The following is a 12,888-nucleotide window of genomic DNA, read 5'->3' as shown; positions in this document are numbered from 1 at the left end:
GGTGGAGCTGCATGACAAAGTCATCGGGCATTATCTGAACATAAAACACTATCAATAAGTTGGAGTCATTACCCACGCGCGTTACTTCCTGCTTAATTGCGAAAGCCGGCTGGCGGTGCGGGCAATATCCTCAAGCTCCACATCTGCCGTCAGCGCCGCCAACGGACAGCGGGCGGCTATAAACACACGGCGCTGCTGGTCATAGAGCACATCCACCAGGTTGATAAAACGCTGCTGGGCGGCGGGGCTGACGCTGGCAAGCGGCGGCACGCCGTCGATAAACCAGTTCTCATGCGCTTCGCACAGCGCCAGATAGTCCATCACCGCCGTCGGCGCCTCACACAGCGCCGCAAAGGTAAAATGTAAAAATTCGCCGGGCGCAGAAGCGGCGTACAGCGTGCGATGCCCCACATTGAGCGCCACGTCGTCCGTGCGTTCCGGCAACCCCAGAACCTGACGCCGGGCGCTGTCCGCAGGCCACAGCCAGGCGCCTTCGCTGAAAACACCGTGGCCCGCGTCCTGCTGGCGATAATCCCGCGGGCCGTTGAGCGCCATGACCGTCATATGCTGTTCAATAAGCGCAATAGAAGGAACGAAACGGTCATGGTAGAGCGGGTTCGACAGCAGCTCGCGCGGCGGGTAGTTCGAAGTGAAGATAAGCGCCACGCTGCGCTCCATCGCCAGCGTCAGCAGCCTTTTCACCAGCATCGCATCGCCGATATCGTGCAGATGGAACTCATCAAAACAGAGCAACCGCGCCTCGCCCATCAGCTCACGCAGGGCGGCGTCCAGCCCCTGGCCGCTCATCTGCTGATGCAGTTCGCGAAAAAAGGTGTGAAAGTGAGCGCGCTTTTTCTGCGCCAGCGGCAGCGCGGCGAAAAAACTGTCGACGATAAAACTTTTGCCGCGCCCGGGCTGGCCCCACAGGTAAAGCCCGGCGAAAGCGCCCCGCTGGCGGAGCAGCGTCTCGCCAAGCCCGTCCAGGTGGTGAATGAGCCGCTGCTGGTCGTCATCCAGCGTTATCCCCTGCCCCTTCGCCTTGCGGCGCATCTCATCGGTAAAATTCAGGCGCGGTTCGTTCGGCAGCATCGCTTTTCTCAACAGACATGTGAATGAATTGTTATTTACCCATAAGCGGGCGTGATTTTCAAAAGCTTCACCAAAAGGGCGCACGCGTTGCCACTTTACAAGGCGGCGCCTCATACCGGCGGGTGAAAAATAGCCCCTTCCTGCGCTGGTATGCTCCTTGCAATAGCCCTGTGGGATATCCGTTTATTGGCGAGGTGGGTCATGACTATGCAAACCGAACAGTCCGGATTAAAACGCACGCTGGGCAGCTTCCGCCTGTGGGGCATCGCCGTGGGGCTGGTGATTTCCGGTGAATACTTTGGCTGGAGCTACGGCTGGTCGCAGGCAGGCACGCTGGGCTTTTTAATTGTGGCGCTGGCGATAGCCGCCATGTACTGCGCTTTTATTTTTAGCTTTACCGAACTCACTACCGCCATTCCCCATGCGGGCGGGCCGTTCGCCTACGCTTATCGCGCATTCGGGCCGACGGGCGGGTTTATCGCAGGCTTCGCCACGCTGGTGGAGTTTGTTTTCGCGCCGCCCGCCATTGCCATGGCGATAGGCGCTTACCTGAACGTGCAGTTCCCGGCGCTTGATCCGAAATGGGTCGCCTGCGGCGCTTATGTCATCTTTATGACGCTGAATATTCTGGGCGTCGGCATTGCCGCCACCTTTGAGCTTATCGTCACGCTGCTCGCCATTTTTGAGCTGCTGGTATTTATGGGCGTGGTGTCGCCGGGCTTCTCGTGGAGCAACTTCACCGCTAACGGCTGGGCCGGTTCGGATGCGTTTTCAAGCCTCGCGCTGCCGGGCATGTTCGCCGCCATTCCGTTCGCCATCTGGTTTTTCCTTGCTATTGAAGGCGCGTCAATGGCGGCTGAAGAGGCGAAAGATCCGCAGCGCACCATTCCCAAAGCGCTGGGCGGCGGCATTATTACGCTGACGCTGCTGGCGGTAGGCGTGATGATTTTCGCAGGCGGCGTGGGCGACTGGCGCACCCTTGCCAACATCAATGATCCGCTGCCGCAGGCGATGAAGCTTATCGTCGGCGCTAACAGCGGCTGGCTGCATATGCTGGTGTGGCTTGGGCTGTTTGGGCTGGTGGCGTCGTTTCACGGCATCATCATGGGCTATTCGCGACAAATTTTCTCGCTGGCGCGCGCTGGCTATTTACCAGCAAGCCTTGCGCAGGTGAACCGGCGAACCCGTACGCCGCATCTGGCGATAATCGCAGGCGGCGTGGTGGGCATTGCGGCGATTTTTTCTGACTCGCTCATCACCATCAACGGCATGCCGCTCACCGCCAGCATCGTCACCATGTCGGTTTTTGGCGCTATTGTTATGTATATCGTCTCAATGGCGTCGCTGTTTAAGCTGCGCCGCAGCGAGCCGGGGCTGGCGCGCCCGTTCCGTGCGCCGCTCTACCCGCTCGCCCCGGCGTTTGCGCTGGGCATGGCGGTGCTTTGTCTCGCGGCGATGGTTTACTACAACCTGGCGCTGGCGGCGATATTCGCCGCCATGATGCTGGCGGGCTATGTGTGGTTCCGGCTGACAGCGCGCTCACGCGCCAGCGCGGCGCAGGATCCGCAGTTGCGCGTCGCCTCATAAGGAGCAACTTGTGTATCAGACCACGCTTGCGCATACGGTTTATCGCTTCCCGAGCCTGAAGGAATTGCTGGCGAAAGCCTCCCCGGCGCGCTCCGGGGATGTGCTGGCGGGCGTCGCTGCCGAAAGCGCCGAAGCGCGCATGGCGGCGAAGATGGCGCTGGCCGATGTGCCGCTGCGCGACCTGCTCAATAACCCTGTGATCCCTTATGAGCAGGATGAAGTGACGCGGCTGATTATCGACACGCACGACCGGGACGCCTTCGCCGCCATCAGCCACCTGACGGTCGGCGATTTTCGCGACTGGCTGCTGGATGACGACACCAGCAGCGAACAGCTTTCTGCGGTTGCGCCGGGCGTCACGCCGGAGATGGCGGCGGCGGTGAGCAAGCTGATGCGCAACCAGGATCTGATCCTGGCCGCCAGCAAATGCCGCGTCGTTACCCGCTTTCGCAATACCATTGGCCTGCCAGGCCACTTAAGCGTACGTTTGCAGCCCAACCATCCGACAGACGACCTGCGCGGCATCGCCGCCAGCATGCTCGACGGGCTGTTCTATGGCTGCGGCGACGCGGTGGTGGGCATTAATCCGGCAAGCGACAGCCTGCCGGTGTTAGAGCGGCTTAACTATATGCTCGACGATGTTATCAGCCGCTTCGACATCCCGACGCAATCCTGCGTGCTGACTCACGTCACCAATACCCTTCAGCTTATCGAGCGCGGCGCGCCGGTGGACCTGGTGTTCCAGTCGGTGGCGGGCAGCGAAGCGGCCAACAGCGGCTTTGGCATCAACCTTGCGCTGCTGGAGGAGGCGCACGAGGCGGCGCTAAGCCTCGGGCGCGGCATGCTCGGCGACAACGTGATGTACTTCGAAACCGGCCAGGGAAGCTGTCTTTCGTCAAACGCCCATCACGGCGTCGATCAACAAACCTGCGAAGCGAGGGCGTATGCGGTAGCGCGCCGTTTCAGGCCGCTGCTGGTCAATACCGTGGTGGGGTTTATCGGCCCGGAGTATCTCTACGACGGCAAACAGATTATTCGCGCCGGGCTTGAAGACCACTTCTGCGGCAAGCTGATGGGCCTGCCGCTCGGCTGCGACGTCTGTTACACCAACCATGCCGAAGCGGACCAGGATGACATGGATACCCTGCTGACCCTGCTCGCAAACGCCGGGCTGACTTTTCTGATTGGCGTGCCGGGGGCGGACGACATTATGCTTAACTACCAGAGCACTTCTTTTCACGACGCGCTCTACATTCGCCGACTGCTGGGCCTGAAGCATGCGCCGGAGTTCGCCGCCTGGCTTGAGAAAATGCAGATAATTAACGCGCAGGGCCAGTTGCGGCTGACCGGCGCCAACCACCCGCTGCTGGCGGCGCTGCCGCAAGGGGTATAGCGATGAGCACGCACGACGCCTGGCGCCTGTTACGCCAGTTTACCGACGCCCGCATCGCGCTCGGGCGCAGCGGCGCAAGCCTGCCGACCCGCGAAGTGCTGAAATTCGGCCTCGCCCACGCCCAGGCGCGGGACGCCATTCACCAGCCCTTCGACAGCGAACGCCTGCGCGGCGAGCTGGAGGCGCTGGGTCTTGAAACGCTCACCGTACACAGCGCCGCCGCCGACCGCGATACCTACCTTCACCGCCCCGATTTAGGCCGCAGGCTGAATGATGAGAGCCGCAGGCTGCTGGAACGCCGCAAAGGCCGCGCCGACCTGCTGCTGGTCATCGGCGACGGGCTTTCTTCCCATGCGATTCACCGCCAGGCCGTGGGAATGATCCGCGCCCTGCTGCCCTATATTGAAACCCTGGGCCTGACGCTCGCCCCGGTGGTGCTGGCGCACCAGTCGCGGGTGGCGCTGGGGGATGACATCGGCGACGCGCTGGGGGCGCAGGCGGTAGCCATACTTATTGGCGAGCGGCCCGGGCTTTCGTCGCCAGACAGCCTGGGGGTTTACCTCACCTGGAAACCGGCGCGCTCGCGCATCGAGTCCGAACGCAACTGCATTTCCAACATTCGCCCTGAGGGGTTGCCCTGGGAAGCGGCGGCCTTTAAGCTCGCCTGGCTGCTGGAACAGGCGTTTTTGCGCCGGCTGACAGGGGTGAAGCTAAAAGACGAGAGCGACAACCCGGCGCTGCACGGCAAAGTGAAACCGCTTTTGCGCTAACCTGCCAGAACGCGGGGTCGACAGGCGCGCCGTTCTGTGTGACAACAGGATTTTATCCGGAGAAAGGAAGCCGTCATGACCGCCGCGCCTGAACTTCATACTGAACGTCTGCTGCTCAAGCCGCTCTCGCCGGACGATGCCGGACAGATCCAGCGGGTTTTTCCCCGCTGGGAAATTGTGCGCTACCTGGTCGCCACCATTCCCTGGCCCTACCCGGCGGGCGCGGCTCACGATTATGTGAACAACGTGGCGCTGCCTGCGGCGGCGGAAGGCCGCGGCTGGTTCTGGACGCTGCGCCGCCGCGAAACGCCGGAGACGCTAATTGGCGTTATCTGCCTGCTCGACGAGCCAGACAACAACCGCGGATTCTGGCTCGCGCCGGAAGAGCAGCGTCAGGGACTGATGAGCGAAGCGTGCCGGGCAGTCAACGACTTCTGGTTTAACGTGCTCGACCGTGACGTGCTGCGGGTGGCGAAAGCGCGGGCGAACACGGCCTCGCGCCGTTTGTCAGAAAAAAGCGGCATGCGGCTTATAAACGTGCAAAAGAAACAGTACGTATGCGGCGAACTGGATTCCGAGGTGTGGGAAATGACCCGCGACGAGTGGCGAATGCGTTATCCGGTCACGCCCTTATCATGCTGATTCACCCCGCTTAATTTTTGCAGCGTGATCCGCAACTCGCGCTGGTAAGGCTGGCAGGTAACGGCGCAGCGTTCGGCTTTGCAACCGGGCGCTGCGCTAACAGTTTTTTATGGCTTTAATTTTATTTTAGTATTACTAAACTTTTGAATTCGATTTACCGGGTTCGTTGCAGTAAAAGTGTCACACTTCTCCCCTACCCTAAGATAATTCTTACTTCGTAACGGGTTATCTGTTCAATGGATATTCCACTGGCGCTGGTCTCCTCTTCGCAACAGCTTAACGCGGGAAGCCTGCGCATCGCGGTGCCGCACGTCACGCCGGAATCCAGCAATATGCAGGTCATGGCGCTGTTCAACGAGCACAAGTCCTTAATTGGCCTGCCGGTGCTGGAAAAAAACCGGCCTGTCGGCATGATCAACCGGCATATTTTTCTCTCGCAAATGAGCCGCCCCTTTTTCCACGAGCTTTACGACCAGAAAAGCTGCATCGCTTTTATGGATAAAACGCCGCTTATCGTTGAAGCCGACGCGGGGCTGGAATATCTGGCCGAGCGGGTGGTGGAAACGGGTGATAAAGCGGTCGCGGAAGGGTTTATTCTCACCGAAGCGGGCGACTATGTCGGCATCGGCCTTGGCATTGACCTGATTAAAACCGTCTCCGGTTTGCAGGCGCGCCAGCATGAGCAAATTATGCAGAGCATTGAATATGCGCGCGTGATTCAGGACGCCATGCTTAACCGCTCACGCCAGAACATGGAAACCTGCCTGCGCGACTGGTGCCTCTCCTGGTATCCGCGCGACTGCGTGGGCGGCGATATTTACGCTTTCCAGCGTTACGACCATGGCTGGCTGCTGGTGATTGCCGACTGCACAGGCCACGGCGTGCCGGGCGCTTTTATGACCTTTATTTTCTCGTCGGCGCTGGAAAAAGCGCTGACCCAGGCGGCGCCCGACGAGCCGGACCGCCTGCTGAGCCTGATTAACCAGCACATTAAGCACTCGCTCAGCCAGCTTCAGACGACGCCCAATCATAGCCAGTCTAATGACGGTTGCGATGCAATCGCGCTGTTTGTCGACGCGCGTGAAGAGCAGATTGTCTGGGCCAACGCGCAAATGCACGCCTTTTTGCTGGGCGCGGAAGATGACGCGGTCACGCTGCTGGAAGGCGACCGCAAAGGGATGGGCTATATCGATACCCCTGCCGATTTTCGCTGGCAGCGCCACCAGCGCGCGCTGGCGCCTGGCGATCAGGTGCTGATCGTGACGGACGGCGTCACTGACCAGATTGGCGGCGAGCGCAAAATTATGTTCGGTAAAAACCGTATTCAGACCCTGCTGCTGGAGCAGCGTCATCTGCCGATGCGCGAGTTCTCAGACGCGCTCTTTGCCAGGCTTCGCGACTGGCAGGGCAAACAGCCCGCCCGCGATGACATGACGTGGTTCGGCTTTCGCTGGTAACTAAAGAGATGAGCATGAGTGAATTACAGGTAAAAGAGGCGGCGCTGTTGCCCCTGCTTACCCCACCGCGACAGGGCGGCGTCGCCCTCTCCTACACCGGGTTTATTTCGCAGCAAAATATTGTGTCGATGGGCGAAGTCGTGCGCGCCTGGCTTGATAAAAACGAACCCTCTGCGGCGCTGCGGCGCAAGCTTTTTTCCGTGTTTGTCGAAATGGGCCAGAACATTGTGCGCTACTCCTCAGACGAGCGTTTTTTGCACAAAGGCGAAGAAGAGCTGCGCTACGGCTCGCTTTGCTTTCACACCGACCAGGCGCGCTATTACCTCGAAACCGCAAACCTGGTGGGGCCGGAAGCCTCGTCTTTGCTGCGCGCCAACCTGGAAGTGCTGCGCAACATGACCCAGGACGAAATCAAGCAGGCCTGGAAGCAAGGGCTGCGCAGCGAAGCGCCGCCTACCAGCAAGGGCGCCAATATTGGGCTGCTGACCATGGCGCGGGATACCAGCGAGCCGCTGGAATACCGTTTACACCCTCTGGCGGCGAGTCCTCTGTCCGCCTTTCACCTGAAGGCGACGTTTTGTCATGACTGATACCACCTTACTTCCGACTATTGCGCTGGCGGCGACCCACTCCACCCCGGAAGTGAATTTTGATTTCGCCGCCCATCGCCTGTGGCTGAAAGGCGAAGCCTACCCCGAAAACGCCGCCGCGTTTTTCCGCCCGCTCATCCAGGCGGTGGAAAGCTGGCTCGCTGAGCTGCCCGTTGACGCTCCGCCCATCACGCTGCACGTGGCGCTGAGCTACTTCAACAGCTCCAGCACCAAGCTGCTGTTTGAGTTTTTTGAATGCCTGAACAGCTTTGCAAAACGGGGAACGCGTTGCGAATTGCACTGGTATTACGATGAAGAAGATGACATTTCCGAAGAGTTCGGCCAGGAGCTGGCGCTGGACTTTACTTCACTGGTGGTGCTGCCAAGACCGGAACTGAACGCATGTTAGATATTAACGAGCTGTTCCAGGACGAGTACGCCGTGCTGGAAGACGCCCGCCTCGCCGCCGCCAATCCACAGCTTAGCGCCGACGCCTGCCGCGACAAGCTGTGGCTTATCGCCAAACATTACCAGAGGCTGATCCGCCACTCCTACCGGTTGATTTCCCGCAGCGACCGGGCGGAGCGGGAGCTGACGCGAATGAACGAGCAGTTGCAAAAGCTGGCGCGGCAGCTGGAATATGAAGCGACCCATGACGCCCTTACCGCCGTTTTTAACCGCAGCGCCATTATCAACCAGATAAACCAGGCGCTGACGCAGGGCAATGTTGGGCTGATCCTGCTGGATATCGACCACTTTAAGCGTATTAACGATGATTATGGCCACCCTACCGGCGACCGGGTGATTTGCTCGCTGGTGCAGCGGGTGCGTAAAGCCCTGCCCGCTCACGCGGCCATTGGCCGGGTGGGCGGCGAAGAGTTTACGGTGCTGTTGCCGGGCAGCCGCGTTGAAGAGGCGATGATTATCGCAAGCTATATTCACGCCTCGCTGAACGCCTCGCCGCTCGACGCCCTGCCCGACCAGTTGGTCACGGTCAGCCTCGGCGTCAGCCTTGGGCTTCGCGACAGCGATTTTGAATCGCTGTACGGCGCGGCGGACGCGGCGCTTTATGTCGCCAAAAAACGTGGACGCAATCAGGTGGCGCTCAGCGACACGCTTTTTCGCCCGCCAGCGCTCCCGCTTGCAGTGGGAAAGCTGCGAATGGAGTAAAGCGCCGAAGCGGGTTTGCCGCCCTGCGGTTTTTCGCAAGGCGTTTACGGCGTTAAAACGTGCCGGCGCCGCCGTCGGCGCAGAAAACCTGTCCTGACGAATAGCTGGTTTCCGCCGCCGCGAGCGTCACGTAAAGCGGCGCAATCTCCGCAGGCTGGCCCGGACGCCCCCAGGGCGATTCGGCACCGAACTGTTCGAACTTCTCTTTCTTCTTACCGCAGCTTGGCTGTAACGGCGTCCAGAACGGCCCGGGCGCGACGGCGTTTACCCGCACGCCTTTTTCCGCCAGCTGCTTCGCCAGGCTTTTGGTGAAGGCGACGATCGCCGCTTTGGTGGAGGCGTAATCAAGCAGGTTGGCGTCGGGCTTATGCGCCTGCACCGAAGCGGTGTTGATAATGGCCGCGCCAGGTTTCAGGTGCGCCATCGCCGCTTTGGTTATCCAGAACATGGCGTAAACGTTGGTTTTGAACGTCTTGTCGAAGAGCTCGGTGCTCAGGTCGTTGATAGATTCCACGTTGCGCTGGCGCGCGGCGTTGTTCACCAGGATATCCAGCCCGCCAAGCTGCGTTGCCGCGTCGTTGACCAGCTTCTGGCAAAAAGCTTCATCGGTGATGTCGCCTGGGATCGCCACCGCTTTTCGCCCGGCGGCTTCAATTAACGCAATGACTTCTTTGGCGTCCGGCTCTTCCACCGGCAGGTAGTTTATCGCGACATCCGCCCCTTCCCGGGCGAAGGCGATGGCGGCGGCGCGGCCAATGCCCGAATCGCCGCCGGTGATGAGCGCTTTGCGCCCGGCCAGTCTTCCGCTCCCTTTGTAGCTTTGCTCGCCGTGGTCAGGCCGCGGGTTCATTTTGCTCGCCAGCCCCGGCGGCTCCTGGGTCTGGTACTCGAAAGGCGGTTTTGGATAGGCCTCGCGCGGGTCTTTGCCGGTGAGCGGATGCGGCCCGCTGTCGGTGGTTTCGGTTTGCGGCGCGCCCGCCGCGTTAGCGTGACCCGCCACGGCGGTGACCGCCATGCTGCCTACCAGCCCGCCGACGAGCTGGCGGCGCGAAATACCTGAGTTATCGTGTTGTGACATCTTCCCTCCTGCTTAAGCCCAGCGGTTCAACGAAAGTGACATCCGTAAAGCCTGGACGCTGGCGGGCCGATAAGCCCGGCGGGAGATGAAAAAAACATCACCGGCGGTTCGCTAAAAAGCGGTTATTTATCACTTGCCGTAATACATGCCTTCCAGCTTCATCCCGTCGGGGTCGAGAAAAAAGACGGCGTAATAATCGGGGTAATACTCATCCGCCGGGTCGACGATGGCGGCATTGTGCGTTTCCAGCCACTGTTGTAGCTCATCCACTTCGGCGCGGCTGCCAAGCGACCAGGCGTAATGGTGAAAGCCGGGGTTGCCTTTGCGGTAAGGCGCAGCCTTGCCCGCTTCATCTGCCTGGTAGATCCAAAGCCGGGTGACGTCGTTGCGCCAGCCCATGGCATTCTCCATTTCATCCATGATCTCAAAGCCGAGAAAATCCATCAGCGGGCCATAAAAGGCTTTTGAGCGGGCGAAATCGCTGACGGACAAAACAAGATGATCAACACCGGTTACGCGGGGCATGGGCGGCTCCTCATTAAGGTAAAAAGTAACTATAGACCTTGCCCTGCGCCCATAAAAAAACCGGCAGTCTGGGCCGCCGGTTTTTCGTTAACGCCTGTTACAGATAGAGCGACGCTTCGCCCGCCGGGCGGGTTTTAAAGCGCCGGTGGATCCAGAGGTATTGCTCCGGCGCGCGCAGGATTTCCCGCTCAATCACTTTATTCATGTAGCAGGCGGCGGCGGCTTCGTCGTCGCGCGGATAATCTTTCAGCTCGGGCTGGATGATAAGCTGATAACCGCTGCCGTCCGCTTTTCTTATCATCACGATAGAGAGCAGCGCCGCCCCGCTCAGGCGGGAAAGCACGAAGGTGCCTTTGGTGGTGGCGGCGTCGTTCACCGCAAACAGCGGCGCGAAGGTGCTGCCGCGCGGGCCGTAATCCTGATCCGGCGCGAACCAGACCGCCTCGCCTTTTTTCAGGGCGTTGACCATGCCTTTGAGATCTTTGCGATCGAGCATCGCTTTGTTCGATCGCATGCGTCCGCGGGTTTGCGCCCACTCCAGCGCCGGGTTGTTGTGCGGACGGTACATCGCCATCATCGGCCGACACAGGCCCATCACCCGCCCGCCCAGTTCAAGCGACATAAAATGCACGCCAATCACAATCACGCCGCGCTTGCCGTCCACCGCGTTTTGCAGGTTATGCAGCCCGTCGACGTCAAACCAGCGCTTGATGCGTTTATCGGACCAGAACCAGGCCATGCCGGTTTCCAGCAGCGCCATGCCGAGCGAAAGAAAGTTATCGGCGATCAGCCGCTCTTTCTCATCGGGTGAAAAATGGGGAAAGCAGAGTTCAAGGTTGCGGCGCAGGATTTTCTCGCGCCGTTTCAGCACAGGCCGCGCCTTCGCGCCGAGAAACGCGCCAAGGCGCATCAGCACGGGATAAGGAAGCTGCACCAGCAGCCAGAGCAGCACAAGCCCGCACCAGGTTAGCCAGTAGCGGGGATGTAACAATGATGAAGAGAAGCAGCCGGTTTTGTTCATGGTTTACCCTTTATGCCTGTCGCGGTATCGCATAAAGAAACCCTTTCATTAGCGGTACACTCTGTTTGGTTTTGTTTAAACGTCAGAAAAAATGCCCATTCGCAAGCCGACAGAACCCCCTGCGGCACGCGGGCGCGAATAAATACTGCGCGAATGATGAATAACCCTGGTTAACGGTTTGAACGTTGCAACGGTCTACGCGACCCGATTTTTTGTCTGCCCGCCGGGCGAATAAAAAGGAGGGTTGTGCTGAAAAGACGTGGCGCCTGTACAGGGCGAGAGTCAAGGAAGCGCTTGTGGCGACGACAGTGAATTGCCCACCGCCACAGTGGGCTTTTCGCCGGTAAAAAGATAGCGAAATTTTGTAAAGTAAATGGAGAAATTATGAAGCCCCGCGAGTGGCTAGCCGCGCCGTTGCGTCCGCAAGCGGTCTGCTCCGAATTTACCCTTTCGTGCGGTTAAAAGATGTTCAGATAATGGTTCAAACCGTAGTAAGCCCAATAAAGCGCGGAAGCCGCCACGTAGGCCCAGCAGCCCCACCAGGCTATCGGCTCGCGATCCTTTTTCGTCCGGGGAAGAAAAGCGAACAAATAACCGACCGCCGCAATCAGGGAAACAAAGTAAAAAAACTTCATTGCACCGCTCCTTCTGTCCCAAAGAGGTAGAGTTTCAGGATAGACGGCTTTGACGGGTTATGCCTGCGGCGAGGAGTGGCGGACGACAGTAAACCCCTCGCCCTCCACCGGCGCGCTAAAATAGCGCGTAATCAGCTCAAACTGGGCGTCGGTGGCGGCGAAATCATGCGTACCAGCGGCATTTCTTTCACGCAGCCGCGCTTTGCAGAGCGCTTCCGGCACATCGAGATAATGAAGCTGGTGCGCCGCGCCGCTCTGCATTATCACCTTTTTCATCCAGGCGCGGTTTTCCACGGTATTGGCGGGAAAATCGAGCACTACCGAAACGCCTGCGCGCAGCAACGCCACCAGATGGGGCTGCATTGCCTCGCGAAGCCTGGCGGCATAGCGCACGTAATCCGTCACGCTTTGCATCTCCTGGCCGTAAAGACGGGCAAGCCAGGCATCTTCGCTAATAAGCACGCAGCCTGGGTTGTCGGCGAGTGCGGCGGCGAGGGTCGATTTTCCCGAGGCGATTTTACCGCACAGCAGATGCAGCACGGGTGAAGAAGAAACAGACATAGCGACCTCGCAAAGCGGCTTTCGATAACCTGATGATAAGAGGCTTTCACCGTTGCGCCAGCCCCCCGAACGGGTGGGTGAATGACGCTTTTACTTATCTTTGCCTGAGCAAAAGCGCGCAACAACCCGCCGGGTTAAAAAGTCATTTAATAATACGCAGCGCAAAGCGTAATTTATCCTGTTGTCAGGTTTATTTAAACGCACGCAAGCGTATGCCGTTTCGCTTATATAACGAAAAGCTAAGGCATCGTTTTTTTAATGTTTAAATAAGGCGGCAGCATAATAAATTTAAAAAAGGGTAATGACTCCAACTTATTGATAGTGTTTTATGTTCAGATAATGCCCGATGACTTTGTCATGCAGCTCCACC

The 12,888-nt window shown here is 59.2% G+C and carries 16 protein-coding genes; 9 read left to right on the top strand and 7 right to left on the bottom strand.

Annotated features, from left to right (window positions below; all coding sequences use genetic code 11):
• Position 1 precedes the first annotated feature (1 nt).
• Positions 2-58, top strand: a complete 57-nt coding sequence (locus DW56_RS23140; RefSeq protein ID WP_003032489.1) for an IS1 family transposase — start codon at positions 2-4, stop codon at positions 56-58.
• A gap of 23 nt (positions 59-81) precedes the next feature.
• On the opposite strand, the gene zapE is transcribed toward DW56_RS23140, so the two are convergent.
• On the bottom strand, positions 82-1,089 hold the full coding sequence (zapE, locus tag DW56_RS08980) for a cell division protein ZapE (protein WP_035889786.1): 1,008 nt from the start codon (positions 1,087-1,089) through the stop codon (positions 82-84).
• Between the two features lie 207 nt (positions 1,090-1,296).
• Here zapE and eat point away from each other — a divergent pair, with 207 nt between their 5' ends.
• The 8 genes from eat (at position 1,297) to DW56_RS08940 (ending at position 8,698) form a co-directional block, all read left to right on the top strand.
• The gene (gene eat, locus DW56_RS08975) at positions 1,297-2,676 is read left to right on the top strand and encodes an ethanolamine permease (RefSeq protein WP_394372237.1); all 1,380 of its coding nucleotides are present in this window, start codon (positions 1,297-1,299) and stop codon (positions 2,674-2,676) included.
• Positions 2,677-2,686: 10 nt separating this feature from the next.
• Positions 2,687-4,069 (top strand): ethanolamine ammonia-lyase subunit EutB, encoded by a 1,383-nt coding sequence (locus DW56_RS08970; protein ID WP_024562184.1) that lies wholly within the window; start codon positions 2,687-2,689, stop codon positions 4,067-4,069.
• Positions 4,070-4,071: 2 nt separating this feature from the next.
• Positions 4,072-4,839 (top strand): ethanolamine ammonia-lyase subunit EutC, encoded by a 768-nt coding sequence (eutC, locus tag DW56_RS08965; RefSeq protein WP_024551182.1) that lies wholly within the window; start codon positions 4,072-4,074, stop codon positions 4,837-4,839.
• A gap of 75 nt (positions 4,840-4,914) precedes the next feature.
• Positions 4,915-5,481, top strand: a complete 567-nt coding sequence (locus tag DW56_RS08960) for a GNAT family N-acetyltransferase (RefSeq protein ID WP_024551183.1) — start codon at positions 4,915-4,917, stop codon at positions 5,479-5,481.
• 236 nt (positions 5,482-5,717) lie between these two features.
• Complete coding sequence (locus DW56_RS08955) at positions 5,718-6,938, top strand: SpoIIE family protein phosphatase (RefSeq protein WP_024551184.1); 1,221 nt, start codon at positions 5,718-5,720, stop codon at positions 6,936-6,938.
• A 14-nt stretch (positions 6,939-6,952) separates the two neighbouring features.
• Positions 6,953-7,528, top strand: a complete 576-nt coding sequence (locus DW56_RS08950) for a SiaB family protein kinase (RefSeq protein ID WP_064503451.1) — start codon at positions 6,953-6,955, stop codon at positions 7,526-7,528.
• A complete protein-coding gene (locus DW56_RS08945; RefSeq protein WP_024551186.1) occupies positions 7,521-7,937 on the top strand; it encodes a DUF1987 domain-containing protein in 417 nt (138 codons plus the stop codon). The genes DW56_RS08950 and DW56_RS08945 overlap by 8 nt, the downstream gene beginning before the upstream one ends.
• Positions 7,931-8,698 carry a GGDEF domain-containing protein gene (locus DW56_RS08940; protein WP_024551187.1) on the top strand — a complete coding sequence of 256 codons (768 nt, stop codon included), beginning with the start codon at positions 7,931-7,933 and terminating at the stop codon, positions 8,696-8,698. Before DW56_RS08945 ends, DW56_RS08940 begins: the two co-directional genes overlap by 7 nt.
• A 52-nt stretch (positions 8,699-8,750) precedes the next feature.
• On the opposite strand, the gene DW56_RS08935 is transcribed toward DW56_RS08940, so the two are convergent.
• From DW56_RS08935 to DW56_RS23135, 6 genes are all read right to left on the bottom strand, one after another.
• On the bottom strand, positions 8,751-9,776 hold the full coding sequence (locus DW56_RS08935) for an SDR family oxidoreductase (RefSeq protein ID WP_024551188.1): 1,026 nt from the start codon (positions 9,774-9,776) through the stop codon (positions 8,751-8,753).
• Between the two features lie 129 nt (positions 9,777-9,905).
• Positions 9,906-10,301: a VOC family protein gene (locus DW56_RS08930; RefSeq protein ID WP_024551189.1), complete on the bottom strand. Its 396-nt coding sequence runs from the start codon at positions 10,299-10,301 to the stop codon at positions 9,906-9,908.
• A 97-nt stretch (positions 10,302-10,398) separates the two neighbouring features.
• A complete protein-coding gene (gene lpxP, locus DW56_RS08925; RefSeq protein WP_029589766.1) occupies positions 10,399-11,322 on the bottom strand; it encodes a kdo(2)-lipid IV(A) palmitoleoyltransferase in 924 nt (307 codons plus the stop codon).
• A gap of 458 nt (positions 11,323-11,780) precedes the next feature.
• Complete coding sequence (locus DW56_RS22710) at positions 11,781-11,957, bottom strand: hypothetical protein (RefSeq protein WP_162838664.1); 177 nt, start codon at positions 11,955-11,957, stop codon at positions 11,781-11,783.
• A gap of 57 nt (positions 11,958-12,014) precedes the next feature.
• Entirely contained in the window at positions 12,015-12,518 is a 504-nt protein-coding gene (locus tag DW56_RS08920) for a P-loop nucleotide/nucleoside kinase family protein (RefSeq protein WP_024555198.1), read from the bottom strand.
• A gap of 312 nt (positions 12,519-12,830) precedes the next feature.
• Positions 12,831-12,887, bottom strand: a complete 57-nt coding sequence (locus DW56_RS23135; protein ID WP_003032489.1) for an IS1 family transposase — start codon at positions 12,885-12,887, stop codon at positions 12,831-12,833.
• Position 12,888: the final 1 nt, after the last annotated feature.

The organism is Franconibacter helveticus LMG 23732, assembly GCF_000463115.2.
Taxonomy (GTDB): Bacteria; Pseudomonadota; Gammaproteobacteria; order Enterobacterales; family Enterobacteriaceae; genus Franconibacter; species Franconibacter helveticus.
Note: the sequence above shows the minus strand (reverse complement) of the source record. Positions and strands in the feature narration are given on the sequence as shown.